26 protein-coding genes and 1 pseudogene are annotated in these 25,585 nt (G+C 67.0%); 11 read left to right on the forward strand and 16 right to left on the reverse strand.

Annotation, left to right across the window (positions count from 1 at the left end; all coding sequences use genetic code 11):
• Nucleotides 1-82 precede the first annotated feature (82 nt).
• The 3 genes from ASG25_RS03430 to ASG25_RS03440 form a co-directional block, all read right to left on the reverse strand.
• Complete coding sequence (locus ASG25_RS03430) at nucleotides 83-385, reverse strand: DUF6107 family protein (RefSeq protein ID WP_062469268.1); 303 nt, start codon at nucleotides 383-385, stop codon at nucleotides 83-85.
• A gap of 118 nt (nucleotides 386-503) precedes the next feature.
• The gene (locus ASG25_RS03435; protein WP_082479874.1) at nucleotides 504-1,691 is read right to left on the reverse strand and encodes a phage portal protein; all 1,188 of its coding nucleotides are present in this window, start codon (nucleotides 1,689-1,691) and stop codon (nucleotides 504-506) included.
• Nucleotides 1,688-2,359 (reverse strand): glycoside hydrolase family 19 protein, encoded by a 672-nt coding sequence (locus tag ASG25_RS03440; protein WP_244479302.1) that lies wholly within the window; start codon nucleotides 2,357-2,359, stop codon nucleotides 1,688-1,690. The genes ASG25_RS03435 and ASG25_RS03440 overlap by 4 nt, the downstream gene beginning before the upstream one ends.
• A 225-nt stretch (nucleotides 2,360-2,584) precedes the next feature.
• Here ASG25_RS03440 and ASG25_RS22565 point away from each other — a divergent pair, with 225 nt between their 5' ends.
• Nucleotides 2,585-2,761, forward strand: coding sequence for a hypothetical protein (locus ASG25_RS22565; protein ID WP_156379840.1), 177 nt, complete (start codon nucleotides 2,585-2,587; stop codon nucleotides 2,759-2,761).
• A 1,151-nt stretch (nucleotides 2,762-3,912) separates the two neighbouring features.
• Here the strand turns inward: ASG25_RS22565 and ASG25_RS03445 are convergent.
• The 3 genes from ASG25_RS03445 to ASG25_RS03455 form a co-directional block, all read right to left on the reverse strand.
• A complete protein-coding gene (locus tag ASG25_RS03445) occupies nucleotides 3,913-5,517 on the reverse strand; it encodes a terminase family protein (protein ID WP_244479303.1) in 1,605 nt (534 codons plus the stop codon).
• Nucleotides 5,486-6,130 (reverse strand): hypothetical protein, encoded by a 645-nt coding sequence (locus ASG25_RS03450; RefSeq protein ID WP_062469272.1) that lies wholly within the window; start codon nucleotides 6,128-6,130, stop codon nucleotides 5,486-5,488. The genes ASG25_RS03445 and ASG25_RS03450 overlap by 32 nt, the downstream gene beginning before the upstream one ends.
• A gap of 161 nt (nucleotides 6,131-6,291) precedes the next feature.
• Nucleotides 6,292-6,759, reverse strand: a complete 468-nt coding sequence (locus ASG25_RS03455; protein WP_062469275.1) for a YcgN family cysteine cluster protein — start codon at nucleotides 6,757-6,759, stop codon at nucleotides 6,292-6,294.
• 273 nt (nucleotides 6,760-7,032) lie between these two features.
• Between ASG25_RS03455 and ASG25_RS03460 the strand changes: the two genes are divergently transcribed.
• The 5 genes from ASG25_RS03460 to ASG25_RS03480 all read left to right on the forward strand — a co-directional run bounded on the left by ASG25_RS03460 (nucleotide 7,033) and on the right by ASG25_RS03480 (nucleotide 11,807).
• On the forward strand, nucleotides 7,033-9,351 hold the full coding sequence (locus ASG25_RS03460; RefSeq protein WP_082479990.1) for a PBP1A family penicillin-binding protein: 2,319 nt from the start codon (nucleotides 7,033-7,035) through the stop codon (nucleotides 9,349-9,351).
• 115 nt (nucleotides 9,352-9,466) lie between these two features.
• Nucleotides 9,467-9,823 (forward strand): hypothetical protein, encoded by a 357-nt coding sequence (locus tag ASG25_RS03465; protein ID WP_062469276.1) that lies wholly within the window; start codon nucleotides 9,467-9,469, stop codon nucleotides 9,821-9,823.
• A gap of 2 nt (nucleotides 9,824-9,825) precedes the next feature.
• Entirely contained in the window at nucleotides 9,826-10,467 is a 642-nt protein-coding gene (locus ASG25_RS03470) for a PIN domain-containing protein (protein WP_062469278.1), read from the forward strand.
• Nucleotides 10,468-10,615: 148 nt separating this feature from the next.
• Nucleotides 10,616-11,269 carry a DUF1214 domain-containing protein gene (locus ASG25_RS03475; RefSeq protein ID WP_062469281.1) on the forward strand — a complete coding sequence of 218 codons (654 nt, stop codon included), beginning with the start codon at nucleotides 10,616-10,618 and terminating at the stop codon, nucleotides 11,267-11,269.
• On the forward strand, nucleotides 11,262-11,807 hold the full coding sequence (locus ASG25_RS03480; protein ID WP_062469284.1) for a hypothetical protein: 546 nt from the start codon (nucleotides 11,262-11,264) through the stop codon (nucleotides 11,805-11,807). Before ASG25_RS03475 ends, ASG25_RS03480 begins: the two co-directional genes overlap by 8 nt.
• A gap of 214 nt (nucleotides 11,808-12,021) precedes the next feature.
• Here the strand turns inward: ASG25_RS03480 and ASG25_RS22570 are convergent, their stop codons facing one another.
• Entirely contained in the window at nucleotides 12,022-12,222 is a 201-nt protein-coding gene (locus ASG25_RS22570; protein ID WP_156379839.1) for a hypothetical protein, read from the reverse strand.
• Between the two features lie 423 nt (nucleotides 12,223-12,645).
• Nucleotides 12,646-12,927, reverse strand: a complete 282-nt coding sequence (locus tag ASG25_RS03490) for a hypothetical protein (protein WP_062469287.1) — start codon at nucleotides 12,925-12,927, stop codon at nucleotides 12,646-12,648.
• Nucleotides 12,928-13,346: 419 nt separating this feature from the next.
• Here ASG25_RS03490 and ASG25_RS03495 point away from each other — a divergent pair, with 419 nt between their 5' ends.
• A complete protein-coding gene (locus ASG25_RS03495) occupies nucleotides 13,347-14,324 on the forward strand; it encodes an SH3 domain-containing protein (RefSeq protein WP_082479877.1) in 978 nt (325 codons plus the stop codon).
• 573 nt (nucleotides 14,325-14,897) lie between these two features.
• On the forward strand, nucleotides 14,898-15,953 hold the full coding sequence (locus ASG25_RS03500; RefSeq protein ID WP_156379838.1) for a DUF2336 domain-containing protein: 1,056 nt from the start codon (nucleotides 14,898-14,900) through the stop codon (nucleotides 15,951-15,953).
• A 16-nt stretch (nucleotides 15,954-15,969) separates the two neighbouring features.
• Here the strand turns inward: ASG25_RS03500 and ASG25_RS03505 are convergent, their stop codons facing one another.
• The 4 genes from ASG25_RS03505 to ASG25_RS23595 form a co-directional block, all read right to left on the reverse strand.
• Nucleotides 15,970-16,317, reverse strand: coding sequence for a DUF1491 family protein (locus tag ASG25_RS03505; protein ID WP_062469292.1), 348 nt, complete (start codon nucleotides 16,315-16,317; stop codon nucleotides 15,970-15,972).
• A 155-nt stretch (nucleotides 16,318-16,472) separates the two neighbouring features.
• Nucleotides 16,473-17,693: a peptidoglycan-binding protein gene (locus ASG25_RS03510; RefSeq protein WP_062469296.1), complete on the reverse strand. Its 1,221-nt coding sequence runs from the start codon at nucleotides 17,691-17,693 to the stop codon at nucleotides 16,473-16,475.
• Entirely contained in the window at nucleotides 17,665-19,287 is a 1,623-nt protein-coding gene (locus ASG25_RS03515; RefSeq protein ID WP_156379837.1) for a HAMP domain-containing sensor histidine kinase, read from the reverse strand. Before ASG25_RS03515 ends, ASG25_RS03510 begins: the two co-directional genes overlap by 29 nt.
• A 432-nt stretch (nucleotides 19,288-19,719) precedes the next feature.
• Nucleotides 19,720-19,842: a hypothetical protein gene (locus ASG25_RS23595; RefSeq protein WP_280136445.1), complete on the reverse strand. Its 123-nt coding sequence runs from the start codon at nucleotides 19,840-19,842 to the stop codon at nucleotides 19,720-19,722.
• Between ASG25_RS23595 and ASG25_RS23655 the strand changes: the two are divergent.
• Nucleotides 19,841-20,182: pseudogene (locus tag ASG25_RS23655) on the forward strand (DUF5330 domain-containing protein); the annotation flags it as partial. The gene ASG25_RS23595 and the pseudogene ASG25_RS23655 overlap by 2 nt on opposite strands.
• Before the next feature lie 382 nt (nucleotides 20,183-20,564).
• The gene (locus tag ASG25_RS03525) at nucleotides 20,565-21,008 is read left to right on the forward strand and encodes a SufE family protein (protein ID WP_062469301.1); all 444 of its coding nucleotides are present in this window, start codon (nucleotides 20,565-20,567) and stop codon (nucleotides 21,006-21,008) included.
• 106 nt (nucleotides 21,009-21,114) lie between these two features.
• Here the strand turns inward: ASG25_RS03525 and ASG25_RS03530 are convergent, their stop codons facing one another.
• The 3 genes from ASG25_RS03530 to ASG25_RS03540 form a co-directional block, all read right to left on the reverse strand.
• Nucleotides 21,115-22,005, reverse strand: a complete 891-nt coding sequence (locus tag ASG25_RS03530; RefSeq protein ID WP_062469304.1) for a DUF6456 domain-containing protein — start codon at nucleotides 22,003-22,005, stop codon at nucleotides 21,115-21,117.
• Entirely contained in the window at nucleotides 22,002-22,634 is a 633-nt protein-coding gene (locus ASG25_RS23375; RefSeq protein ID WP_244479304.1) for a helix-turn-helix domain-containing protein, read from the reverse strand. Before ASG25_RS23375 ends, ASG25_RS03530 begins: the two co-directional genes overlap by 4 nt.
• 362 nt (nucleotides 22,635-22,996) lie before the next feature.
• Entirely contained in the window at nucleotides 22,997-23,473 is a 477-nt protein-coding gene (locus tag ASG25_RS03540; protein ID WP_082475492.1) for a MucR family transcriptional regulator, read from the reverse strand.
• A gap of 656 nt (nucleotides 23,474-24,129) precedes the next feature.
• Here ASG25_RS03540 and msrB point away from each other — a divergent pair.
• Nucleotides 24,130-24,567, forward strand: a complete 438-nt coding sequence (gene msrB, locus ASG25_RS03545; protein WP_062469307.1) for a peptide-methionine (R)-S-oxide reductase MsrB — start codon at nucleotides 24,130-24,132, stop codon at nucleotides 24,565-24,567.
• A gap of 188 nt (nucleotides 24,568-24,755) precedes the next feature.
• On the opposite strand, the gene ASG25_RS03550 is transcribed toward msrB, so the two are convergent.
• Nucleotides 24,756-25,415 carry a hemolysin III family protein gene (locus ASG25_RS03550; protein WP_062469309.1) on the reverse strand — a complete coding sequence of 220 codons (660 nt, stop codon included), beginning with the start codon at nucleotides 25,413-25,415 and terminating at the stop codon, nucleotides 24,756-24,758.
• Nucleotides 25,416-25,585 lie beyond the last annotated feature (170 nt).

A 25,585-nucleotide genomic window follows, 5' to 3' on the forward strand; every position in this document is an offset into this window, starting at 1 on the left:
TTGTCCTGTGGGCCCTCTTCCCGCTATGCCGTGCCCTGGGCGCCCTTGTCCGCTCTGCCGTGGCCTGAGGAGCGGCCGTCCGTTATTTCTGCCCGTAGCGCCGGGATATCCGAACGGCGGCGCCGAGCGCCCACCAGGCCATAAGGCTGGCCGCCGCCGATCCGGTCAGCAGCACCTCCGCACCGGACACGAGCCCGGAAATGCCCAGGCGCTCGACCGCCCAGACGCCGGTCGGCCCGCCGAACACCAGCCCGCAGACCGTGCCGGTCAGAAACCGCGACGCCGCTTCGTGCCGGCTGCGGGGCAGGAGGTAGATGAGCGACACCGCCGCCCCCGCCACCGCCCCGATCCCCCGCGCGATCCAGAGGTGAGACTCTTCCGCCATCGTCCTGTCCTTCCGTGTTGCGCTTCGTCCTGCCAACCACCGTGTGCCAGCCACCGTTCGCCAGCCACCGTTCACCAACCGGCCTTCGCCGGCTGGCGTTTGCACGCCTGCGATGGTCTCAGTATCCCACCGCCGCCCGCTTCTCCGCGTCGGTCAGGAAATCCGCCGCGCCGAGCCGCGCCCAGAGTTCGCTGCGCTCGCCGGCAAGCCCGCTCACCTGGTCGAGATCGGCGCCGAGCTGCAGCGGCGTGTCGAAGCGGTCGGAGAGAAAGGCGGAGAGCGCCGTCGCCGTGCGGTTGATCAGCGGCAGCACGGTCAGCCGATAGAAGGCGCGATGCGCCTCCTGGTAGTTCGCATAGGTGTTGTCGCCGGGAATGCCGAGCAGCATCGGCGGCACGCCGAACGCGAGCGCGATGTCGCGCGCCGCACCGTTCTTGGCCTCCACGAAGTCCATGTCCTTGGGCGAAAGGCCCATCGCCTTCCAGTCGAGCCCGCCCTCCAGCAGCAGCGGCCGTCCGGCCCGCATCGGCCCGCTATAGCCCTCGTCCAGCTCGCTCTTCAGGCGGTCGTACTGGTCGGGCGAGAGGTTGCCGCCCTCCTTCGGCTGGTAGACGAGCGCGCCGGAAGGCCGGGCGGAGTTGTCGAGCAGCGCCTTGTTCCAGGTCGCCGCCGCGTTGGACAGGTCGAGCGCCGTCTGCGCCGCCGCCAACGGCGGAAAGCCGAGATGGTCGTCGAGCGGGTGAAACAGCTTCAGGTGCAGGAGGGTCGTTCCCGCCGCATAGCGCCGGACGATGCCGCCCACGCGATATTCGTAGAACTCCGGCCAGCCGTCGCGCCCTTCGAGCACCCGCACCCGGTCGGGCCGCAGCAGGTGCAGCTCGCGGGTCTCGGTGCCGATCATCACCGCCTCGACATAGGCATTGCCCGACAGCAGCAGATGGCCATAGAGCGTTTCGAGAAAGTCCGCCGCCGCCATCTGGGCGTTCGGCCGCGTCAGAAGGCGCAGCACCGGATGGTCCGTCACCTCGCGTCCGGCGCGATAGACGAGCAGCGGCACGGCGGCGGCGGCCTCGGCGATCATCCGGACGGTCCGATAAGCCACCGGATTGCGCAGAAAGCCCTCTCGCGCCAGCGCGGCATAGGATCGGCCCGTCCAGTGCGCCCGCCCCTCCTGCGCGATCGCCACGAAACCGGCCGCCTTGCTTTCGCGCCCCGGCGCGGCGTCGGCCTCGGGTTTCGGCGGCGGCGCGGGGCGTCCGGCGTCCGTCGCAAAGCGGGGTCTTTTCAGGCCGAAGGGCATCTTCATGACGTGGCGATCCTTCTGAAGGAGGGGTGACCCGCAGCCTCGAGCGCCGCGTGATAGGCCCGGGCGTCGGCCGCGATCTCCACGGCCCGGTCCCGCCCGTTGATGATGCGCCGCGCCGCCACCCAGTCGGTGCGCGCGGCATGGAACATGTCGGCCAGCGACACGCCGGTGAAGGCGCCCGTCTCCATGCCGACGTAAAGGATCTCGACCGCCGTGCCGCGGTCCATGGCACGATCGGGGTCGGCCAGAAGGTCGATGCCGATCCGCCGCGACATCGTCTCGTAATTGCGCCGGTGCGTCAGCTGCACCAGCCCGCGGCCGAACCAGGCCTTGCCCTCCGCATCGCGCCGCCAATAGGGCACGCGCACCGCCGGCAACTGTCCCGCAGAGAAAGCCCGGTCCAGCCGGGCGATGGCCTGGGCATCGGTTGCCGCCATCGTCTCGCGCACAGGCTGCATTTTTCGCCCGGTTTCGTGCTGCACGGTTGCCAGGAGATAGGCAAGCCAGCGCCCGTCATACGGCACGGGATGCGCTGACCCCGATGGCCCGCCCGCCTGCCCCGTCTCCGACCGGTCGAGGATCGCGCCGATGCCGGTCACCTGGTCCGGGTCCAGATGCCCTGTAAACAGCGTCCGGCGGACGATGCGAAAGAAGATTGCCCGGTCCATGCATCCGTCCATGCATCCGTCCATGCTCTCGCTCCTTCTTCGGGCGATCCGCGCAGACGCCCGGTTGTCCCTGAAATCCAAGAATTCAATCGATTTAGAAAATCTAAATCGTTTAAATGCCCTAAGCCCATGATTTACTTTTCGTTTAGCATCTGCCAGCGTAAGCCCACGACAGGAGACCGACCACTTTGGGTCGAATTTTAAACAACAGGACGGAGAGACGGCATGACCTCGACCATGAAGACGCAGACCACCGTTCGCGAAACCATCCCGCCGCATCTCCTCAGCCGCATCGAAAACGAATGGCAGCAGATGCGCTCGGTCGCCGTTGGCGACCGCCGCACCGAGATCCGTCCGGAGAACCGTCCGTCGGCAGCGCCGGTGTCGTCCACGCGCGGCTAAGACGTCGCCTTCCGGAAAATTTTCGCGGAACCTTCGTGTCCAATGTGCGTTTTTGTCGCACTCAACCGTCGCGTTAAGGAGAGACCATGACCGTGAAGACGATTTCCCAGAGCCTTTTCGAACGCTTCGAGAACGAATGGCGCCAGATCCGCACCGCCGCGACCCAGCCCGCCAAGCCCCAGCCGGCGAGCGCCAAGTAGCGCCGGACAGGCGAAGACGACTGCAGGACATGATGAAGGAGGCGCACTTGGTGCGCCTCTTTTCGTTGATGGAGCGGTTTTGCCCGTCATTGCCCCTCATCCGCCTGCCGGCACCTTCTCACCGCGCGCGGGGCGAAGGGAGATGGAGGATAGCGCTCGCTCCAAGTCCCTTCTCCCCGCAGGCGGGGAGAAGGTGGCGGCAGCCGGATGAGGGGCCGTGACGGGCGAAACCGTTCCACCATCATCCGCCCCGCCCCGCGTCANGCGCGCGGGGCGAAGGGAGATGGAGGATAGCGCTCGCTCCAAGTCCCTTCTCCCCGCAGGCGGGGAGAAGGTGGCGGCAGCCGGATGAGGGGCCGTGATGGCATAACCGTTCCACCATCATCCGCCCGGAAACCGCGCCGCCTGAACCGATGCGCCGCTGTCCCACCCGGCAGCCGCACATGCACCTGGCCCTGCCTCTTCCTGACCTCACCGATCCTGTCCGCCCCTCATCCGCCTGCCGGCACCTTCTCCCCGCGCGCGGGGCGAAGGGAGATGGAGGATAGCGCTCGCTCCAAGTCCCTTCTCCCCGCAGGCGGGGAGAAGGTGGCGGCAGCCGGATGAGGGGCCGTNGCGCGCGGGGCGAAGGGAGATGGAGGATAGCGCTCGCTCCAAGTCCCTTCTCCCCGCAGGCGGGGAGAAGGTGGCGGCAGCCGGATGAGGGGCCGTGACGGCATAACCGTTCCACCATCATCCGCCCGGAAACCGCGCCGCCTGAACCGATGCGCCGCTGTCCCATCCGGCAGCCGCACATGCACCTGGCCCTGCCTCTTCCTGACCTCAGCGATCCTGTCCGCCCCTCATCCGCCTGCCGGCACCTTCTCCCCGCAGGCGGGGAGAAGGTGGCGGCAGCCGGATGAGGGGCCGTGACGGGCGAAACCGTTCCACCATCATCCGCCCCGCCCCGCGTCACACCATCCGCAAGCGCGGCTCGCCGCCGCCGTCCAGCATCAGCGCCGTCAGCGCCCAGACCAGCGCGTCCAGCCGGTCGGGCGAGCGTCCCGAGGAGAGCCCCTCGGCGCCGAAGTCGCACATCTGGTCCTCGAGCGCCGGAAAGGCGCCGGCATGGACCACGCGGCCCTGTTCGTAGAGCGCGGCGACGGGTTCGGCGCGCAGCCATTTGCCGCGGCTGGCGCGGACATTGGTGATCGGCAGGCGCGCATCGATCCCGCGCAGGACGGCGGCGACCATGTCACCGCCCTGGTTGATTTCGGCGACGATCCGGTCGGCATCGAAGCGGCGGAAGGCGCGCACCACCGCCGCCGCCCATCCGGCGGGGCTTGCGCCCTCCACCGAGCAATCGGCCAGCACCACGGCCCGTCCGCGGCCGTCGATGCCGGCAACCACGATGCCGCAGCAGCTGTCCGGCCCCGATCCGGCCGGCGGATCGACGGCCACGACGATGCGGCCAAGGGGCCCCGTCTCCCGCAGCGAGCCGCCGTCGCGCAGGGTCAGCGCCTCGATGGCCGCCCGGTTCCAGAGCGCATCCTCCCGGTCGGCGATCATTTCGCCGTCGAGTTCCTGCCGCCCGAGCCGCGTGCCGCCATAGCGGCCGTCCATCGCCCTCAGGAAGCCCGGCGCCAGATTGCCGGCATTGTCGGCCGTGCGGATGCGGCGGAGCACCGTGGCCGGGTCCGCGGCCAGCGCCTTGAGGATCGGGATCGGCCGTGGTGTCGTCGTCACCAGGATGCGCGGGTCGGCCCCCAGCCGCAGCGCGAACTGCAGCATGTCGAAGGTGGCCTGGGCATGCTTCCATTTTCCCAGTTCGTCGCACCAGGCATAGTCGAATTGCGGCCCGCGCAGGCTTTCCGGATCTTCCGAGGAGAAGATCTGGGCGATCGTGCCGTTCGGCCACACAAGCCGGCGGCGCGAGACCTCGAACTCCGGGCGGTGCCGCGTTGCCACCCGGCAGATGCCGGAGACGCCGTCGATCATCACCTCGCGCGCATCGCCGAGCGTCTCCGCCACCAGCGCGATCCGAAGCCCCGGCCGGGCGCCGGGCGCGGTCGCCAGGTCATGGACCCAGTGCGCGCCCGCTCGCGTCTTGCCGGAACCGCGGCCGCCCATCAGCAGCCACACCCGCCAGTCGCCGGGCGGCGGCCGCTGCTCGGCCCGCCCGGTCAGCCGCCAGTCCGAAGCAAGGCGCGCGAGATGCACCGGCGGGAGATCCCCGACCACGCTCTTCAGCCAGGATGCGACCCCTGCCGTCCGCGGCGTCTCCGGCATCGCCTGCATGTCGGGCGTCACCTCCGCCGATCCCCCCCGATCCGCCGTGCTGCACGGCCGGTCGGCCGTATCCGCGCTGCCGGCAGGAGACCGGCTGGCGATCTCCCGGCTGAGGGCGCCCAAACGCGCCATGGTGCTCCCGTAATTGTCGCTGATCCGCCCCACGCCACCCTCGAGACTGAAAATGATCGCCGTGAAGAGCGCCGCATGCGCCGCGTCGATCCGCAGGCGCTGCGCGGCGCGCGCCAGATCCGCGTCATCCGTAGGGCGGGAGGGGTCTCTCGCCATGGCAGACTCCGGGCACGGCATCGTCGCCAGAAAGAGCGGGCGGGCGTCCGGCTGCGCCGGGTTCCTCCACAGGGGCGCCGTCTGCAGGCTTTCCCGTCCGCGCCGCCGGTTCGGCCTCGCGCTCCCGGAAACGCTCGACAGCGCGCTGCTCGATGACAGCCTCCAGCTTGACGAGAAGAGAGTGATAGCCCGCATCATCGAGGGTCTCCGCATCGAGCCGTTCCCGGTCCTGCGCCAGCGTCCGGTGCAGGCTGTCGATCTTCTCCAGCGTCCGCACGATCAGCGACATCGCCTCGATAGAGGCCTTCGCATCGGCCTGGGCCACCTTGCGGTCGATCTCCTCGCCCGCCTCCATCTTCTGGCGGTCGGCCTGCTGGCGCAGCATCTGGAACATCTGCATCTGCTCGCGCAGCTCGCGCGTCATGCCGTTCAGCATCTCCAGGAGCGCATCGCCGGCGGGCATGTCGGCCGCCTTCCGGTCGAGGAACAGCCGGATCTCGCCGGCCGTGAGCTTGTCAGCCGTGGGCTCGGCGTCGACGGCGAGCGCCCCGTCATACACACAGCGCTTCGGCCACGCGCCAAACAGCGCCGGATCTGCCTGTCCGTCGATCATCGCATCGTCCTGTCGTGAGAAAGGGTGGAAGCCGGAAGTGGGGAAAAAACGCCGGGCCGTGCGCCGCGGCCCCGCCGCACCCGCACATCTCCGACCATACATAAAACCTACCGGAACACCGTCACGCCGTCAAGGACTATTTTCCTATGACGAGAAAATAATCAGGTTTCCGAGCGCGGATGGCCGTCCGTCGGCCAGTCGGCCAAGAAATCCTCGAAGTCGTCGATATCGACATCGTCCTCGCTGATCGTGCGCCCGCGGGCCGAAATGCCGGCGATGTGCACCGTCTCCGGGTCGCCGGACACCAGCGGGTGCCACCAGTAGAGGTCCTCGCCGTCGCGCACGAGCCGGTAGCCGCAGGTGGGCGGCAGCCAGGGAAGCTCGCGCACTTGCTGCGGCGTCAGCTGGATGCAGTCCGGCACGGTCGCCTGCCGATTGGGGTAGTCGCGGCAGCGGCAGGTGTCGCCGTCGAGCAGCGTGCAGCGGATCGAGGTCCAGGCGATCTCGCCCGTGTCCCAGTCTTCCAGCTTGTTGAGGCAGCAGAGACCGCACCCGTCGCAGAGGCTTTCCCACTCCGCGCCGTTCATCGTCTCCAGTGTCTTGGTCTTCCAGAAAGGCACGTCGCCCATGGATCCGTCCTTTCGTCGTGGAAAAGTCCGTCGCTGCCGACGCATCGGCTCGAAACCGACGTCTCAGCGTCAGGTCCGTCTGCACTAGGTAAGCGTCCATTTCCAGATTTTTAAGGCTGTTCCGTCATATCCCCGTGGAAGGGAATGCCGCCCCGTGGCAGTATAGTCTCATCCCGCGCGAAAAAAGCCTGCTTTCGCCAGCAGCCTGTGCGACATCGAAACACCGCGCGAGATTGAGGACGGTCCGAAGCGTTGACAAGCCCGATCGACGACATGCCCGAGAGGACCCCGCGCCCGGCGACCCCGGACGAGGCGGCATCCGCCCTGCCCGGCACCCCGCGGCAGGCGGCATCCCTCCCCGCGCCATCCGAACCCGTCCCGTCGGAACCCGGCCCGTCCGAACCCGCCCCGGCCGAACCCGCGGCGGCCCGGCCGGAACGCCCGAAGAAGCGCCATATCCTGCTGCGCATCGATGCCTTCATCGATTCGACCGTCTGGCATGCCGGTTTTCGCCTTGCGGAATGGTGGGAGGACGTCACCATCTTCTTCCGGCGTTTCCGCATGCGCGGATGGAAGCGCGTCGTGTTCGAACTGCTCGGCGAAGGCATGACCTGGGGCACGGTCGGGGCTGTCCTGCTCCTGGCGCTCGCGCTTCCGGCCTTCCAGGAGACCAAGGGCAACTGGCTGGCGCAGAGCGATTTCGCCGTCACCTTTCTCGATCGCTACGGCAATGAGATCGGCCACCGCGGCATCATCCACGAGGACAGCGTGCCCGTGGACGAGCTGCCGGATACGCTGGTGAAAGCGGTGCTGGCCACCGAGGACCGGCGCTTCTTCGACCATTGGGGCATCGATTTCCTCGGCTTGGCCCGCGCGATGACCGTCAACGCCCGCGCCGGCGGCGTCGTGCAGGGCGGCTCGACGCTGACGCAGCAGCTCGCCAAGAACCTGTTCCTGTCCAACGAGCGCACCTTCGAGCGCAAGATCAAGGAAGCCTTCCTATCCGTCTGGCTGGAGTGCAACCTGTCGAAGAAGGAGATCCTGCGCCTCTATCTCGACCGCGCCTATATGGGCGGCGGCACCTTCGGCGCGGCGGCGGCCTCGCAGTTCTATTTCGGCAAGGCCATCACGGATATCAATCTGGCGGAGAGCGCCATGCTGGCCGGCCTGTTCAAGGCCCCGGCCCGCTACGCGCCGCACGTCAACCTGCCGGCCGCCCGCGCGCGGGCCAACGAGGTCCTGACCAATCTCGTGCAGGGCGGGCTGATGACGGAGGGCCAGGTAGTCGCCGCGCGTCTCCATCCGGCAAGCGTCGTCGATCGCGCCGAGGTCACAGCGCCCGATTTCTTCCTCGACTGGGCCTTCGACGAGGTCCAGCGCGTCGCCGCGCCCTTTGCCCAGCACTCCCTCATCGTGCGCACCACCATCGACATGAGCCTGCAGCAGGCGGCGGAAGATGCGATCGAATCGAGCCTGCGCCAGTATGGCGAGAGCTACCGTGTCAGCCAGGGCGCGCTCGTGATGATCGAGACCGGCGGCGCCGTGCGCGCCATGGTCGGCGGGCGCGACTACGGCGAGAGCCAGTTCAACCGTGCCACCAAGGCGCTGCGCCAGCCGGGCTCGTCCTTCAAGGCCTATACCTATGCGGCCGCCATGGAAAAGGGCATGACGCCGGAGACGACCATCAGCGATGCGCCGATCACCTGGGGTCGGTGGTCGCCGCAGAACTACGGCCGCAGCTTTTCCGGCAAGGTCACGCTCCTCAACGCCATCGCCCGCTCCATCAACACGGTGCCGGTGCGGCTCGCCAAGGAGACGCTCGGCATTCCCCGCATCGTCGAGCTTGCCAAGGCTTTCGGCGTGGAAACCCCCATCCGCCCGGACAAGACCATCCCGCTCGGCACCTCCGAACTGACCGTCATGGACCAGGCGACCGGCTATGCCGTCTTTCCCGCGGGCGGCCTGCAGGCGCGCCGCCATGGTCTCAGCCAGATCCTGAACTATGACGGCGACGTGCTCTATGATTTCAACCGCGATGCCCCGCCGGCCCAGCGGGTCCTCAGCGAAAAGGCCACGGCCTCGATGAACTACATGCTGACGCAGATCCCGATCATCGGCACGGCGCGCAAGGCGGCGCTCGACAACGGCGTCGTGGCCGGCGGCAAGACCGGCACCACCCAGTCCTATCGCGATGCCTGGTTCGTCGGCTTTACCGGGGACTACACCGCCGCCGTCTGGTTTGGAAACGACGACTACACCTCGACAAACAACATGACCGGGGGCTCGCTGCCCGCCATGGCCTTCAAGCGGCTGATGGATTACGCCGAACAGGGCATCGACCACCGCCCGATTCCGGGCATTGCCCCGCCGCCGGCGGCCCGCAAGCCGGCCACGCCAGCGGCCGTCGCCAAGACCGACGAAAACGCCCTGCCGCCGCTCGTGCGCCCGCGCATGCTCTCCGGCGACGTCACCCGCCTCCTCAAGGCGCTCGGCGCCCGCTTCGAAACCGCGCCGCCGCTGGCGGTCGACCCCACGGCCCCGGGAAAGGTCGCAAGCGCGGCGCCCAAACCCACTGACGCCGCCAGCAATTGATGCCGAGCCGATGTCCAGACGTCGTCCTTCCCGACGGCGCATCGCGTTCCACGCCCGTTGTCGGTCCATGGCCGCTCGGCTATATAGAAACGATGTATGTCTATAGGAGCGTGCAGTGTCCTCCACGGTTTCGGCAAATGTCGACGGCAGAACGGCCTCGAAATTGAAGCGGGTCGCGTCGATGGAAAACAGGTCCGTCTCGAACGCGGTGTCCAGCGCGATCACCGTCTTCGTCGGGCTTCCCAAGGGCGTGCGCGATTTCCTGCTCGAGCTCAACGCCGAGAACGATCAGGACACCATCGTCCGCCTCGGCCGCGAAATGATGGCCGCCGCGGCGCGGGTCCGGCTCGAGAAGGCCACGGGCGCGCTTGCCTCCGAGCACCGGTTCGGCGGACCGGACGACGCATCCAGCGAGATCGACATCATGGAGGAGGCAACGGTTCTCGCCCGTGCTGCGAGACACCGGACGTAACCGTGAACCGTCCCGTCCGCGTCGTCCTGGATGTCAACATTCTCGTGGGCAACATCATGGCCCATGATCGTGGCCGCAGGGGCACTGCAACGCAGACTTTGGTATCGATGGTCGCCGGCCAAACTTGGGGCCAGACTTGGGGCCAGACTTGGGGCATCGGCGGCAAGGCGCAGCTGGTCATCTCGCTCGATATGATCGAAACCCTTGAAACGGTGCTGCGCCGCTTGCAGTTCGCCGACGACAAGATCAAGGCATATTCCGGATCCATGATCGACATCATGCACTACGGCCCGGAAGCGCTGGATCCTTATCTCGTTCTGGGCGGAGAAGAGCGCTTCGCCATGCCGGATGCGGAGGATGCCGGCGTGCTGGCGACCGCCATCGCCGCGAAAGCCGATCTTCTCGTGACCGACAATCTGCGCGATTTCGCGACCAAGGATGCCGAGATCATCGACACGCAGGTGATCGAGACGACCGCGTCGGGCCAGAGAACCCTTCAGGCGCTGCGGTATCGGATCGGCGGCGCGGATCTCATCGTCGCGCATCCGTTCGATATCATGCACTGGATGCGCCTCGGCTATGATTTTACCCCGGAAATCCTGTGGAACGCCCTTCGCACACACGGAAGCGGAAGCGTACGATGACGGTTGACAACAGCCCGATGTCGCGGCTTCGGTGCCACCTGCGCGACTTGTCCGCGCAAACCGCCCCACCCGCACCCCTTATGCCCGAACCGCTTATGCCCGCACCTCTTATGCCCGCACCTCTTATGCCCGAAAGCCGCCAGTCCTGATGTTCCGCGTGCCCATTCTCGTTGCGCTCACCCTCTGCGTCGCTTTCGGCGGCGGCATCGCCGTCAGCAATATCGCGCTGAAGGCATCGACCGGGTTTGGCGCCATCCAGCTCGGGCCCTGGGTCGCCTATCCCAATGCCCAGACCGCCGACACCGATCCCTATGCCAAGGCGCATCGGGCGCGGGCCGGGCGGCTGCTCTACGGCAAGGCCGAAGGCATGCGGTTCACCGCCGATACCGACGATGACGGTCGTCCGCTGGCCGGTGCCTGCCGCTACGATATCGTCGGCAATACGCCGGCGGCCCGCTTCTGGACGCTCTTTGCCACCGATACGTCCGACCGGCCGCTGACGACCTCGCAGACGCTGCCGGTCGCCCTCAATGCCTGGACCGTGCTGCGCGCCACCGATACGTCCTTCGTCATCCATGTCGCGCCGGACGCCCAGCCGGACAACTGGCTGGCGATCACGCCGGCCGAGGATCCCTCCGCACGGACCGCGTCCGCCTCCGCTGCGGACAAGGCCCTGCCGCCCCCGCCGGTCGGCCGGTTCCGCCTGGTCTTGACGCTTCTCGATGCGCCGACGGCCAATTCCTCGGGCGCCATCGAGCTCGTGATGCCGTCGATTGTCGCGCGGGGATGCGGCGATGCGTAGCGTGCTCTATGCCCTCCTTGTCGGCATCATCGGGGCCGGCCTGCTGCACATCGTCATCATCCTCGCCTTGCCGCGTTTCACCGCGGAGGATGCCTATAGCCGGGTTCTCGGGCTCTATGAGATGGACAGCTTCTTTCCGCTGACCCCGGCGCCGGGGCCGACGGGTCTGTCCAACGACGATCCCTATCTCCGGGTCGCGGTGTGCGGGTTCTCGGTGCTCGGCGGGCCGGTGCGCTTCACGGCGGCCGGCGACGTGCCGTTCTGGTCGCTGGCGATCTACGATTCCGGCTCCAACGAGATCTTCAGCATGAGCAATGCCACGTCGGTCGAGAACAGGGTCGACGTCGTGGCAGCCACGCCGCTGCAGCTGGTGGAACTGCGCAAGCAGCCGGCCGAGGCGATCGGACAGACCATTACGGTGGAGATGCCGGATGACGAGGGCTATGCGGTGCTGCGGGCGCTCGCCCCGCTCGGCAGCTACGAGGCCGCGGCCAGCCGCTTCCTGGCGGAGGCCGGATGCGAGCCGCTGTCGCGCTGAGACTGTCGCGCTGAGATTGTCGCGCTAAGCCTGGGGCACTGAAACCGGGGCGCTGAGACCGGGACGCCATCGCACCTGGCATCGTCGGGTCCGCGTCGCGCCGCGTGCGTCGAGGACGCTACAGGCTGCGGTTCTTAACGATCGGTGATCGGATCCCGGAGCGTCGGAGCCAGTTCTTCTGATCTCGCCGCTTCTGGCCTCGGTGCTTGGTATCTCAGTGCTTCTGGGTCGAGCTGTTCAGCGGCTTGACGGCCGACGCCTTGGCGAGAGGGCCGCTCGTCACCGGCGTGCCGTCCATGCGCTCGTAGCGGATGCCGGTAAAGAGCAGGATGGTCGCGTCCTGTCGTGCTCCGTCCGCGCCTGCCTTGCGGCCGCCGCGAGGTCGGCGGTCCTGAAGTCTGATAACATCTGCCATGCTCGTCTCCAATGGTCTGGATGAGACGGATGAACTTGAAACAGATCTCATCCTGCCCTCGTCGGGCTGGCGCTTCACCGCTCCTTGCGGGGCGGACATGAGCGCCGTTCTCGTGGCTCCTTCTCCCGGATGATCCCGGATGTCTTGCGGTTCGTTTCGCACGGCCAGCGGCTCGTTTTCGGCACACCGTCCTGCACGTGGATTGGGCCATAGCTTAGTTAACATGGCCTTAACTTTCGAAACCCCAAACCTAGCGATGGAAAACATCACAGAAACCTGCCGCTTACCTAGTTGAACCCGTGATTCGCATGTGATTCGGTCATTTCAGCGGAAACGACCGCGTTGTTCCAGTCGCAAACAGCCGCAACATCCTTTCGGACGATGCGGCTGCAGCGGATGTCTTTGAGGTGACGGACGGCGGCGTCAGCGGCGGGCGAGAAGACCCAGCACGAAGGAAACGCCGGCGATCGTCAGAAGCGTGGTGACCGGCTCGTCGCGAACACGATCGCGCAGGCGCTCGGTGAGCACTTCCGCTTCCGACTGGACGACGGCCTTGGCGCCGCTGCCGATGGCGGAAACCGAATCCGTCAGGCGGGCGATTTCGGCACGCAGATCCGAGATCTGGCTGTCGAGTTCGCTCTTGGCGACGCTGGCTTCGACTTCGGCTTCCGTGCTGGAAACAGTGGCGAATTTCTTATCGATCATTGTCCGGGGCTCCTGTTCGAACTGCGGCGTTAACGGCCGATGCCGTCTTTTGTTCCCGGACGGACCGCCTGACCCGACATTTGGGGTCGTTTTTTAAGGCGCCGCTCCTTCAGCGTTTCGGCGGGAAAGCATGCGGGTTCCGCCGGCCTCCCGTCGCCTCCCTGCCCGTTCAGGATCCGTTCAGCCCGGCGAACCTAGGAACAAAGGCAGGCAGAAGCTTGTTTCTGCTCCGTCACACACCCGTGTGTCGGCAAGTCTCCGCGGCGTGGCCTGGTTGTCAGGCACGTCCGGTCACGGCACCCGCGCCTGTCGGGCGGTGCCGGAGGCCGGATGTCGGCAGGCCGCGGGCCCTGCCATCATATGGACGCGTTTTCGTTTGCTCATCATCCGGCTTCATCTGCGTCCCCCGCCTGCAGATCATGAGCCGAAGCCTACTGGAGGACCCCGAAGTGTATTCCGTCAAATCCATCCTGTCCGGCCTTGCGCTGGCCGCCACGCTGCTGACGCCGGTCGCAGCCAGCGCTGCCGAGGGCTTTGCCACCGCCAATGTCAACATGCGGTCCGGCCCCAGCACCCGCTACCCGGCCGTCGTCATCATCCCCGTCGGGGCCCCCGTCGAAATTCACGGCTGCCTTGCCGATGCCAACTGGTGCGACGTCTCCTTCGCACGCGGTCGCGGCTGGGTCTCGGGCTCCTATGTCCAGGCCGAGTACCAGAGAAGCCGTGTCTATGTCGCGCCGCGCTATTATCGCCCGCTCGGCATCCCCACCGTCACCTTCGAGCTCGGCAACTACTGGGATCGCAACTACCGCAACCGCGACTTCTATCGCGACCGCGAATATTGGCGCGGCGGCCCGGATCGCTTCGACCGGGACCGGGATCGGGACCGCCCCCGTTTCGACCGGGATCGCGACCGGGATCGGGATCGGGACCGGGATCGCGTTGAACGCGAGCGCGACCGCGTCGAGCAGGATCGCTTCCGGATCGAGCAGGACCGCAACCGGATCGAGCGCGAACGCGAACGTGATCGCGACCGGGAACGCTTCCAGCGCGAACGCGAGCGTCAGCGCTTCGACAACAACAACGATTTCGACCGCAACGGCGACCGCGATCGCCCGCGCTTCGATCGGGACCGCGACGGAAACCGTGATCGCCAGCAGTTCGATCGCCAGCAGTTCGATCGTCGGGACAACGACCGCGACCAGCGTCGTGACAATGACCGCGACCAGCGTCGCGATAACGACCGCCGTGACAACGACCGCCGTGACAACGACCGGCAGAACATGGAGCGTCAGGATCGGGACAATCGCGGGACGAACGGCCTGAACGAGGACCGCCGCCGCGACCGTCGCGAACAGCGGGCCTGCGAAGCCGGCGAACCCGGTTGCACGCTCTGAAGGCTCTGGCCCGGATATGCGGATCCGGGCACACCGGGTCCTGACCTGAGAACGGCGGCGCCAGCAAAAGGCGCCGCCGGAACCGCAGACACCCCTCCGGGCAAGCCGTCAGCCCGAGGCGCACCTCTCCCCCGGCGTGACGCCGCTTTCCGCTCTCACGCGACCTTCAGCCCCCCCTCTGCACCGGCTGCGCCCTCTCGAGACGGCCGCCGTCTTGCCGCCTTACACCCGCGACGACGATGCCAGGCAGAGGTTGCACGGTGCCTGCGCCGATCCGGCACGCCCTTAAGCCGATGTTAACCACGTCGTCATAATCTCCGTCTCATGGCGCGCTCGTTACCATCGCTGCAACATCTGCCTTCGTCAATCCGAGACACATCAACGCCTTCTGCCGCGATGTTCAGGAGACGCATGAGCTGGAACCGGCGGCGAGAGGCATGTTTTCGAGACGTCCGGCTAGGGTTGCCCCCGGGTCGGGATGCGTCGGTGTTTTGCGTATGAGGTGGACGTGTGGCGGACCGATTTCGTGATTTGGAAAGACCTCGCAATGGCCGTGTGAAAGACGCGGTCCTGATGGCGACCGTGTCGAGCTTCGAAGGGCTTCGCCAGCCGCGGTCCGCAGACCTTCGGCAGTTCTGCGAGCTGTTCGAGCCGCTGTTTGCCGCCTCCAGCGACGAGGCGCGCCGCCAGGCGGCCGCAGCCCTCGCCAGAAGCCCCCATGTGCCCTCGTCCGTCGCGCTCCAGATCGGCAGCGCACCCATCGCCATCGCCGCCCTGTTCCTGACGCGGGCCATGTCGATCGACGAACGTGTCCTGCTCGACATTATCCGCAACCAGAGCGCGGCCCATGCCAGCGCCATTGCCCGCCGCGACAATCTGAGCGTCCGGGTCGTCGACGCCCTTGTCGAAAAGCGCGACAGCGCACCCGGTCGTGAATTCCCGACGCGCGGGGAGAACCCGGCATCCGAGATGCCGGCTCTCGAAAACTCACCCCTGGAGACCACGGCTGCCGAGACCGCCGCCATCGCCGCACGGGCGCGCGAGGAGCGGCGGCGGGCGGAGCTGAAGGCGCTTGCCCGCTCCGTCGGCCAGCCGAGCCAAGCCCCGGCCGCCCCGGCCCGCCGACCGCTTCTGGCGCTCGACGCCACCCATGAAGCCCTGCTGGTGCGCTTTTCCCGCTCCGGCGAGGTCAATCTCTTCGCGGCCACCCTGTCGCACGCGCTCGACTGTTCGGCCGTGTTCGGCGAGCGCCTGGTCCTCGATGTCTCCGGCTGGCAGCTGGCCGTCACCCTGTCGGCGCTCGGCACCGACCGCGCCGAGATGGTGCGCATGCTGACAACGCTCTATCCCTATCTGGCCGAACGAAGCGGTGCGGGCACCCGCTGCGACGCCCTGCTCGACGGCATCGACTCTCTCGAGGCACGCGCCCGCGTCGAGGGCTGGATCGCTGCGGACGATGCGCGGCGCGACGGGTCCCATCGCCATTCCCCCGTGCTCGGTCCGGAGCGCGCCACCGATCCGCGCCAGCCGTCGAGCTACCCTGCCTCCGCCAACCAGACGCCTGCCAACCAGACACAAGAGGTCGTATCCACCTTCTACCGCCGCTCGCTCGGCCGCGGCGCGCGCTGAGGCCGGCGCGCCGCGATCACGCGTCGGGCGTCGTCGTTTCGAAGAGATCGGCAATAACAGAGGTTTCCAGCTCCACCACCCAGCAGTCGGGATCAAAGCGGATCTCGCGGGCAAGCGCAGCGTCCACGGCCTCGGGATCGGCGGCCGAGAGCCGGCATTCGAAAAGCCGTTGCCCTTCATCCTCGGCGGTCACGAGGCTTTGCGGCGCCGGCCCGAACAGCGTTTCCCGTCCGTCACGCGCCCGCTGGCGGATGAAGATCGCACCGGCCGCATCGGACCCCTTGCGCAGCACGGCCGCCATCTCGCCGCGCGCAAAGACGCGGCGGGTGATGGCGGACACGAAGATGTCGGAGCGAAGGCGCATGGTGTCTTCTAGCCCGGTCGGACAACGGCGTCTATCGCTGTTGTCTCAGAGCGTTGCATGTCGGATCTTCCACCGCCGCGCGAAGAGCCTCGCGCGCTGAATCGAAAAGCAGCGGGAAACCCCTGCCGAGACTGCCGTTTTGGGTTCGGCAGAGGTCAGATCGCACCGATTTCCTTCATTTTCTTCAGAAGCGCCGGGCTCGGCTCTCCGGTCTCCGGCAGGCGGTAATGCTTTTCGAAATGGCGGATGGCGAGGCGCGTCTGGTCGCCCACCACGCCGTCGATCGACACGTCGGAATAGGCCAGATTGGAGAGCCCGCGCTGGATGGCCATGACCATGGCCGCGCTGTCCTCGGCACCGGCACCCGCACCGGCGCCAGCGTGCGGGGCCGTCACGTCGGCGGAGGCCGTTTCCGTGGGTCTCGGCGCCTTCGCGGTCCGGGCTTCGGCCGGCTTCGGCTTGCGGTCCGTGCCGCCTTCCGCCGCGCGGATCGCCGCGGCGATGGGGTCGATCTCGGGCGTTGCACCGGCTGCGGGGTCGGCCGGAAACGCAACGGCCGTCGGACGCGGGGCGGGCCGGACGTCGGCAAAGCCCGATCCCGGCGCACCGGACGATGACGTGCCCCGCAGCGCGGAAAGCAGGCTCGGACGGACGATGCCGGTCTGCGGACGGCCGCTGGCCTGTTCGAAGCGGCGAATGGCAGCCGTGGTTTTCGGTCCGAGGCGGCCATCGGCCTCCCCATCGTAGAATCCATGCCGGGCAAGCTCGGTCTGCACGGCGCGCACGAGGCCGGCGGCGTCGAGGTCGGCGTCCGCATCGGCCCGCGGCACGGGATCGCCGGGCAGCGTCGCCAGCGCATCGGGGGCCGGGACGCTTGCGGTGCGCTCACCGGTCGGAAGGGCTTCGGCCGGCATCTGTGCCGGTTCGGTTTCCGCCGTCTCCGGGTCACCTTCGCCGCCCTCGCCTTCCCGGCGAATGACGAAGGTCGTGACCTTGCTCGGGTCCGGCGCATCCTGCGGATCGCGCAGCGACACGCGCGACGGGTCGGGATGGGTGAACGGCAGCCGGGTGCGCAGCAGCGGCGACGGATGGTGTCCCGGCTGGTACCAGAGCGCATTGGCGGCCACGAAGCCGAACACGACGGCAAAGGCGGCGGTGCCGCCGAAGATGGCGGGATTGCGCAGCGCAAGGCCCAGCAGGCCGGAGGCGGCCCGCAGCACGATGTTCGGGCGCGAAGACCCCGTGCGTTTCAGCGCGGTCGCGCCTCTGGCACCTGCCTTGCCGCCTGCACGCGGTGCCGAGCCTCGCGTCGGCTGCGGCTTGGTGGTCGTGGGGGATTTGCGTCTGTCAGGCTGTTTTCGCGTAGGCTTCGCCATCTGCCGCACCTCCTTTCTCGGACCCGAACCTGCGGTTCGCCGTCGCCACGGAGGGGGACGTCAAGGCCGCTTCGGTCGGGCGCGGGTCGTGGCTTTTCAGGCGTGGCGGAAACTCCGCGACGCCGGCGGTCTCGTCGACCTGGTCGACATCGCGGATGCCCGAGCCGTCGAGCGGCAGGCTGATGCGGATCGCGGTGCCTTCCCGCACGCGGCTCGAAAGGTCGAAGCCGCCGCCGTGCAGCGCCACGAGGCCCTTGACGAGCGCGAGGCCGAGGCCGGTGCCCTCGTAGGCGCGGGTATATTCGTTCTCGACCTGCATGAAGGCCTGACCGAGATGTGCGAGCTTTTCGGCCGGAATCCCGATGCCGGTGTCGCTGACCGTCAGCCGGAGATCGGCACCGCAGACCTCGGCATCGATGGTGACGATGCCGCCGGCGTCGGTGAACTTGATGGCGTTGCCGACGAGGTTGATGAGGATCTGCTGCACGGCGCGGCGGTCGGCATAGATCTCGCCGACGCCGCGCAGGATGCGGCTCGTCAGCTTCACGCCCTTGGCCTCGGCCTGCAGGCCGAGCATCGCCTCGCAGGCGGAGACGGCATCGGCGACGACGAAGGGTTCGGCGATCAGTTCGTAGCGCCCGGCCTCGATCTTGCTCATGTCGAGCATCGTGTTGACGACGGAGAGGAGATGGGCGCCCGACTGGTTGATCAGGGCCACATATTCGCGCTGGCGATCGTTCTCCAACCGGCCGAAATATTCCCCGGACAGGATATCGGAAAAGCCGAGGATGGCATTGAGCGGCGTGCGCAGCTCGTGGCTGACGGCGGCGAGGAACCGGCTCTTCGCCTCGTTTGCGCTCTCGGCCGCTTCGGCCTTGGAGGCAGCGTCCGCCTTGAGCGCGACCTCGGCCGAAATGTCGCGGGACTGCACGAGAATGCCGTTGAGGACGCCGTCCTCCACGATGCCGGCAAGCTCGCACCGGATGTGCAGGAGCTGCGCGCCGCCTTCCGTCATCGAGCCGCGCTCCAGCCGGACCTCCACCGTTTCGCCGGCAGCGCCGAGCCGGACGGCGTCGATGGCGCGCAGGAAGGCGATGCGGTCGGAGACATGGATCTGCTCGATGAAACCGCGGCCTGCGGGATCGCGCATCCAGGCGAGAAAGCCTGCGGCATCGCGTCCGTGCACCGCGGTGACCGAGCCGCGCAGATCGTGCAGCGTGACGAGGCCGGCAAAGAGATCGTAGGTCGGCGCAGCGGGTGCGACCGAAGGTGCGGCCGGTGCGACGGCCGCGGCCGGGCGACCGGCAAGGCCGACGGCCGCAAGACCGCCGACGAGGCTGAGGGCACCGACGAGGCCCGCGCCCACGGGCAAGGCCAGCGACAGCGGCAGCACGGCGGACAGAGCGAGCGGCGCGACGGGAAAGGCGATGAGAGCAGAGGCGGCCACGGTCCGGATCGCGGACAGCTCGCGCGCGGTCGGTGCCGGACGCGGCAACCAGAGCCTGGCGGCATCGTCCACGCGGGACGCAAACCTTCCAGCGATGTTCCGCACAATTGTCACGCCCGACCCTGCATTTTTCGTTGCCCGGAACATCCTGCCCCGGTCTCATGAAGTGCCGCTCCGATCGTTTCCACCCTCCTGAAGAGGTGCTGGCGATCGTCGTCGGCATGAGGGCGAATGTCTCACCGGCGGCTTAATGAAACTCTAAGTGACGACGCCCGAACTGTTGCAAAACGGCGTCACCGGCCTCGCGGCGCCGAAATCGGACGCCGTTCGTTTGTTGTGGTTAACGGCGCGTAACCGTTGAAATATTGGTGTTTTTCGGGTTAATTTAACGACTGTGGCAGCGGGTGCTATTGCGGGATGCCGCGTTTGCAGGGGTCATGGGGCCGGGCACCGCCTTGACCCTTAACGGCATTGGCTCAAATGCCCCTCAAATGCGTGTCAAAAGCGGATCGATCGAATTTTACGAAAAATCGCGTCAAATACGGTTCTCGTTTTCAAAGCCGTGTTGGAAGAGGCGCTCTAGGGTGATGTCCAGCCGCCATGGTCCACCGCATCGGCAAGGCCCGGCAACGGGACGCCGGCGGACGATGCGAACAGGGCGCGCGGGACAGTTGCGTGAACGTCAAGAACGGGGTCGACCATGTGGTTTCTGATCAAGGCAGCATTCTGGTTTTCGCTGGTGCTCGTCCTGCTGCCGATCTTCGGCACGGAGGATGCGACCCAGACGCAGACACGGACGACCGCCGGCGTCGATATCGGAGAAACGGTCTCCGCCGCCAGCGAGGCGATCGGCTACATCAGCGCCATCTGCCTTGAGAAGCCCGATGTCTGCACCAAGGGTGCGGAAACCTTCAACGCGCTCGGCCACCGCGCCAAGGACGGCGCCCGCATCGCCTACCAGCTGCTCGAGACCCAGTTTGCCGACGAGAAGACGGCGCAGGCCGCAGCACCGGGCGGCGACGGCGTGACGACGGGAACCGTGCCGGCTGCCCGGGCGCACGCACCGGATCAGGCTTTCCCCGCGGCGGCCGCGACAGCTGTGGCCCCGACATCTGTTGCCGACACGCCCGTCGCCGGGCGCCCTGTGGAGAACGTGCAGGGGGACATCGGGCAGACCGAAGATCTCGGCTTCACCCGCATTCCTGTGCCGGAAAAGCGCATCCCGCCGAAGCCGCATCGCGCCTCCTGAGAGGCTCGGTGCCGATCACCGGACCCTGTGGCCGGAAACGGCACCCGTGTCCCCTGACCGTGGCCCCCTGACCCTGGGCCCTGACCTTGGCCCTCCCCCGAGACAGACCGTCGCAGCATCGTCTGCCCGCGCGACCCGGCTTCTCATTGCGCGTGCGATCCCCTATAGAGACGGCATGACCGATGCCGCTGCCTTCACGCCGACGCCCCTTTCCGAGATTCTCGAGAATTGCGCCTATCTCGACGACTGGCAGGACAGGATGAGCTATGTCATCGAGCTCGGCCGCACCCTGCCCGTCCTGCCGGACGATCTGCGCACGGCCGAGAACAAGGTTCAGGGTTGCGCCAGCCAGGTCTGGCTCGTGACGCATGCGGAGGCCGGTGCCGATCCGGTCCTCACCTTCGAGGGCGAGTCCGACGCCCATATCGTGCGCGGCCTCGTTGCGATCGTGTTGTCGATCTTTTCCGGCAAGACGGCCTCCGAAATCGTGGCGACCGACGCGCTCGACCTTTTCAGCCAGATGGGCCTCATCGAATTTCTCACCGCCCAGCGCGCCAACGGCTTGCGCTCCATGGTCAAGCGTATCCAGGACCAGGCGGCACTTCGACGCAAGGCCTGAGCGTCCCGCCCGCCGAGCGCCCCGCCCGCCAAGCGCATCGCCACCCGGGCGCACATGGGGCAAAGCCGGCCGCAGCTGGCGTCGCATGACGGCTTCCAGCCGTCCCTCATCCCTTTTGCCCTCTTGCGCCTCCAAGATCGGGCCGGAAGCCGTCTGCACCCCAGGCATGGGTGCGGCGCGTCTGTGCGGGCGGCGGCGGCGCGTAGTGGCGGGCGAGCGCCATGAGCGCGGCGCGCAGCAGGAGCTTGGCCGAGCGCGCCGGCCACTGGCGTTCCCGCTCCACCGTCTCCAGCCCTTTCTCAAAGCCGCAAACATCGATGGCGACGCCGCAGAGTTCCGGGCCGATCGCCTCCAGCGCGCACGCCACCCGGCTTCGCGCAGCCAGCGCGCTGTCGGCGATCTCGCCCCCGCCGCCGCTTCCCTTCGTCCGTGTCGAAAGCCGCGGTTCGTACGCCATGGTCATGCGCGGCTGCAGCTGAGCGCGGGTGAAATCGCGGTGCAGGCGCTGGCCGGCCTCCAGGGCTTCCGGCGGCAGGAACGGCCGGCCGGACTTTTCCTTCAACCGGCCGATATGGGCGAGCGGGGATTCGGCAAGGTTGATCTCGACCGCCTGCCGGCCGGCTGCGGTCTCCACCGACGCGGACGCCATGTGCCGGTGCTGGCCGGCAAAGGCGTCCTGCGGATCGGCGAGCGCCCGCTTGAGAAACGCCACGGCGGGCGGAAGCAGGCGATAGTAACCGGCCTTGTCCGGCCCGCCGACGAGGCCGAGCGCAACGGCGCGGCCCAAGGCGGCCGGGGGCACCGCACGGGTCGCGCCGTCCGGCCGGGTGACGACGAGCTCCGCTCCCTCTGCCGCGATCGTGAACCGCGCCATGCCCGGATCGGCGTCGTCCGCCATCGCCCGCTCCCGCCTGTCCCGACGGTCCCCGAGGAGATGGCGAACGAGACGGACGAGGCCGGCGCGACCGTCTGCGGCGTCGTTCGCGCCGCCGGTCATGTTCCGTTCCTCTGGTCGGCGATGGCGGCGGGCGGAAAGACGGCGCCGATCACGCGCTCGATGACGGAGACGAAAGCGTCGAAGTCCGCGTCGTCGCGCCGATCCTCCACCACATGGCAGGAATAGCTGACGGTCGAGCGATCCCGTCCGAAGGCGAGCCCGATATCGGTCATGGTCACCTGCAGCACGACATGGCTGACATACATCGCGATCTGGCGCACATGCACCATCATGCGCCGGCGGTCGCGCCGCAATTGCGGGCGGTCGCCAACCATCATGGTCAGTTCCTCGACCACTTCCGCCACCATCCGGCAGCGGGCCTGCGCCCGCGGATCCGGCGCACCGCTATCGGGAAGACCGGAAATCCGGGAGAACGGAGCGGCGTCCGACGGTTCCGACCCGGCCCGGATCCCGAGAGGCGCACCGGCCGGGATCGCCTTGCATTCGGGCGCGCGTGTCGGCACCGGCTGAAGGAGATGCACCGCCTGTTCAAGGGGGAGCGCCTCGACCCGGGCGAACCGTACGGAGGGTGGATCCCGCAGGAGGCGTGAGGGAGAGCTGGCGAGAATGGTCGAGGGGAAAATGGATAGGGGTGTAGAGGGTCCGGCAGGTGCATGGGGCATGGTCATCGCAGGTCTCCGTCATAGGAATAATTTCATATACCCTATGCCGAACGAGCCGCGAGCGCTACATGTCGACTACAACTTTCTGGCGAGCGAAGCAAGCTTTCGCGTAGCCCACTGAATCATATAGGCATTTTTTCCTTATTCGCGCTTGCGCATAAGCAACGTCGGTCCAGACGCGAAAAAGCCGGGCCGGAAAGGATCCGACCCGGCGCGACAGAGCGTCCGACGATGGCTGAGATGGCGGTCCTGCGCCCCCGCCGCGCCTGCATCCGGCGCAAGACGCCCGGGCAGTCGCGGGAACGGTCAGGCAATGGCGGGCACTGGCGGGCGAAGACCCGACCGTTCGCGCCGATCCGCCGGATGTCTTACTTGGCGGCGCGCTTGCGGCGCTGGCCGAGACCCATTTCGCGGGCAAGGCGCGAGCGCGCTTCGGCATAGGCCGGGGCGACCATCGGATAATCCTGCGGAAGTTCCCACTTTTCGCGATAGTCTTCGGGCGACAGCGTGTGGTGCGTCATCAGGTGGCGCTTCAGCGACTTGAAGTTCCCGCCGCATTCCAGGCAGGTGATCTGTCCGTCCTGCACCGACTTGCGCACGGAAACGGCAGGCTTCGGCTTTTCGACAGCCGCCGCGACCGGGGCCGGCGCGCCCGTATTGTTCAGCGCATTGTGCACGTCGCCGATCAGCGTCGGCAGTTCCGAGACCGGCACGACATGATTGCTGACATAGGCTGCGACGATTTCGGCGGTCAATTCCACCAGCAGATCGCTGCCGTGTCCTGCCAGGCCATGCCCTGCCGCACTGTGCCCGGTTGCACCCTGTCCTGCCAACTGTTCGCTCATTTTTTTCTCCTTTCGGGCGATGTTCTCGTTTCACCCGCTGATCCGCAGGCGCGTGCACTAAAAGTACCAATTTTTCCCACGGAGACGCCATCGATTCCGGCGCAAACCGGGGCGATGGCATCACAAGGGAACGACCGAGTTACTTGCTTGAAGCTTTTGCATGTCCCGTCGCATCTCTTGACAGACCCTGGGAAAGACGACCCAATTCTGTCGAATTATTGTGGCGGCGGCATCCTGCAGTATGTTCAGTCTCAGACACTTTGCTGATATTCGAATAACATTCACCCCAAAAATGTCAAACACGTTTTTCAATAGTCGCAAGACTTGATGACGAAATTCCGCATCGGCATCGCAGTTACCCGAAGCAATCACCGTATATATGTGCGTTTTTATCTATCAACACGCGCGCGGGGCGGCAAGTTCTGCGCGTCCACCTTCGACAAACGCGTAAATCCTCTGCAACCGCTGATTCTGTCTCCGATTCGGGGCGGGTGTATCAGCGACGGTTACTATGCAGAGCGTGGTGTGCACCCAATCCGGCAACGCTCCGGTCTCGGTCGCATACGCTCCGGGCGCGCCAGCCTTGGCCAGACCGTGCGGCGTTCCTATATGAAGCCCGACGCCGAAAGGCCAGATGTGAAGATGAGGAGCACGCGATGCGCGAACATCACCCGAATGCCGCCGGACAGGATGAAGCCACCGGCCCGAAGGTCGTGAAAAGCGATGCCGAATGGCGCGCCCAGCTGACGCCCGACCAGTACCGCGTCACCCGCCAGCACGGAACGGAGCGGGCCTTTTCCAGCCCGGACTTCGCGCTCGGCAAGCCCGGAACCTACCGGTGCGTGTGCTGCGGCAATGCGCTCTACGACGCCCGCACGAAGTTCGATTCCGGCACGGGCTGGCCGAGCTTCTTCCAGCCGGTCGATCCGAACGCGGTGACGCAGGTGACGGACCGCTCCTACGGGATGACGCGGACGGAGGTGAAATGCGCCGATTGCGACGCGCATCTCGGCCACGTGTTTCCGGACGGCCCGGCCCCGACCGGCCTGCGCTACTGCATGAACGGCGTGGCGCTGACGTTCGACCCGGCCTGAGGGCTAGCTTGAGGGCTGGCCAGTTCGCTGGCTCGTTGGCTGACTTGATGCCGACGGCGGAAAGCACGTCATCCAGCACGGCGCCCTCATGCACGTCGCCCGAAAATGTGCAGCCGTTGCGGGAAACGACCTGCATCAAAACAAGACCTTGAAGCGCGTTGCGTGAATCCTTTTTCACGCAACGCGCTTCAGGCGGCGCCGTTGCCGATCACGGAAAAGACGGCCGAGAAATGCACGGCGGCGGCGGTCACGACGAAGCCGTGCCAGATCGCATTCTGGAAGCGCAGGCGCTCCCAGACATGGAAGATGACGCCGGCGGAGTAGAGAATGCCGCCGACCAGAATGAGCAGCATGGTCGCTCCGTTCAGCGTGGCCAGCAGCGGCCCGACGGCCAGCACCCCGCTCCAGCCCATGGCGAGATAGAGCACGATCGCCAGCCGGTCGTAGCGGCCGGGAAACAGGCATTTGAGCGCAACGCCGAGCGCGGCGATCAGCCAGATGCCGAACAGCATCACCGCCAGGAACGGATCATCCCAGCCGCTTTGCAGGAAGGGCGTATAGGTCGCCGCGATCAGGACGAAGATTGAGGAATGATCGAACCGACGCAGCAGCCATTTGGTGCGGGAGACCGGCCACATGTTGTAGACGAAGGAGATCGACAGGGTGGCAACAAGGCCTGCGCCGTAGATCGCGGCTGCAGCGATCTGCCCGGCGGTGCTCGCCGCACCGGCATGGACGAGCAGGATCGTGACCCCGACGACCGCGCAGGCAAGGCCGATCCCATGGACGATGCCGTCCGCGATCATTTCGGTCCGGTCGTAATTCCACTTGATGCCCTTGATCTCCACGCGCGCTTCGTCTCCCGATCGTTCCCGGCGTCAGGCTACGCATGCGCCGCCCGTTTGGCGAGCCCCTTTGCGCGGCCCGCCGCTGCTTTGTTGTGACGAATCGACCATGGCGGCGGATGCAGGCAGGAGCGTGGCGGCCGTGAAGAGATCGTCGACGAGCGTGACAAAGC

This window comes from Rhizobium sp. Leaf384, from assembly GCF_001424065.1.
GTDB lineage: Bacteria > Pseudomonadota > Alphaproteobacteria > Rhizobiales > Rhizobiaceae > Ferranicluibacter.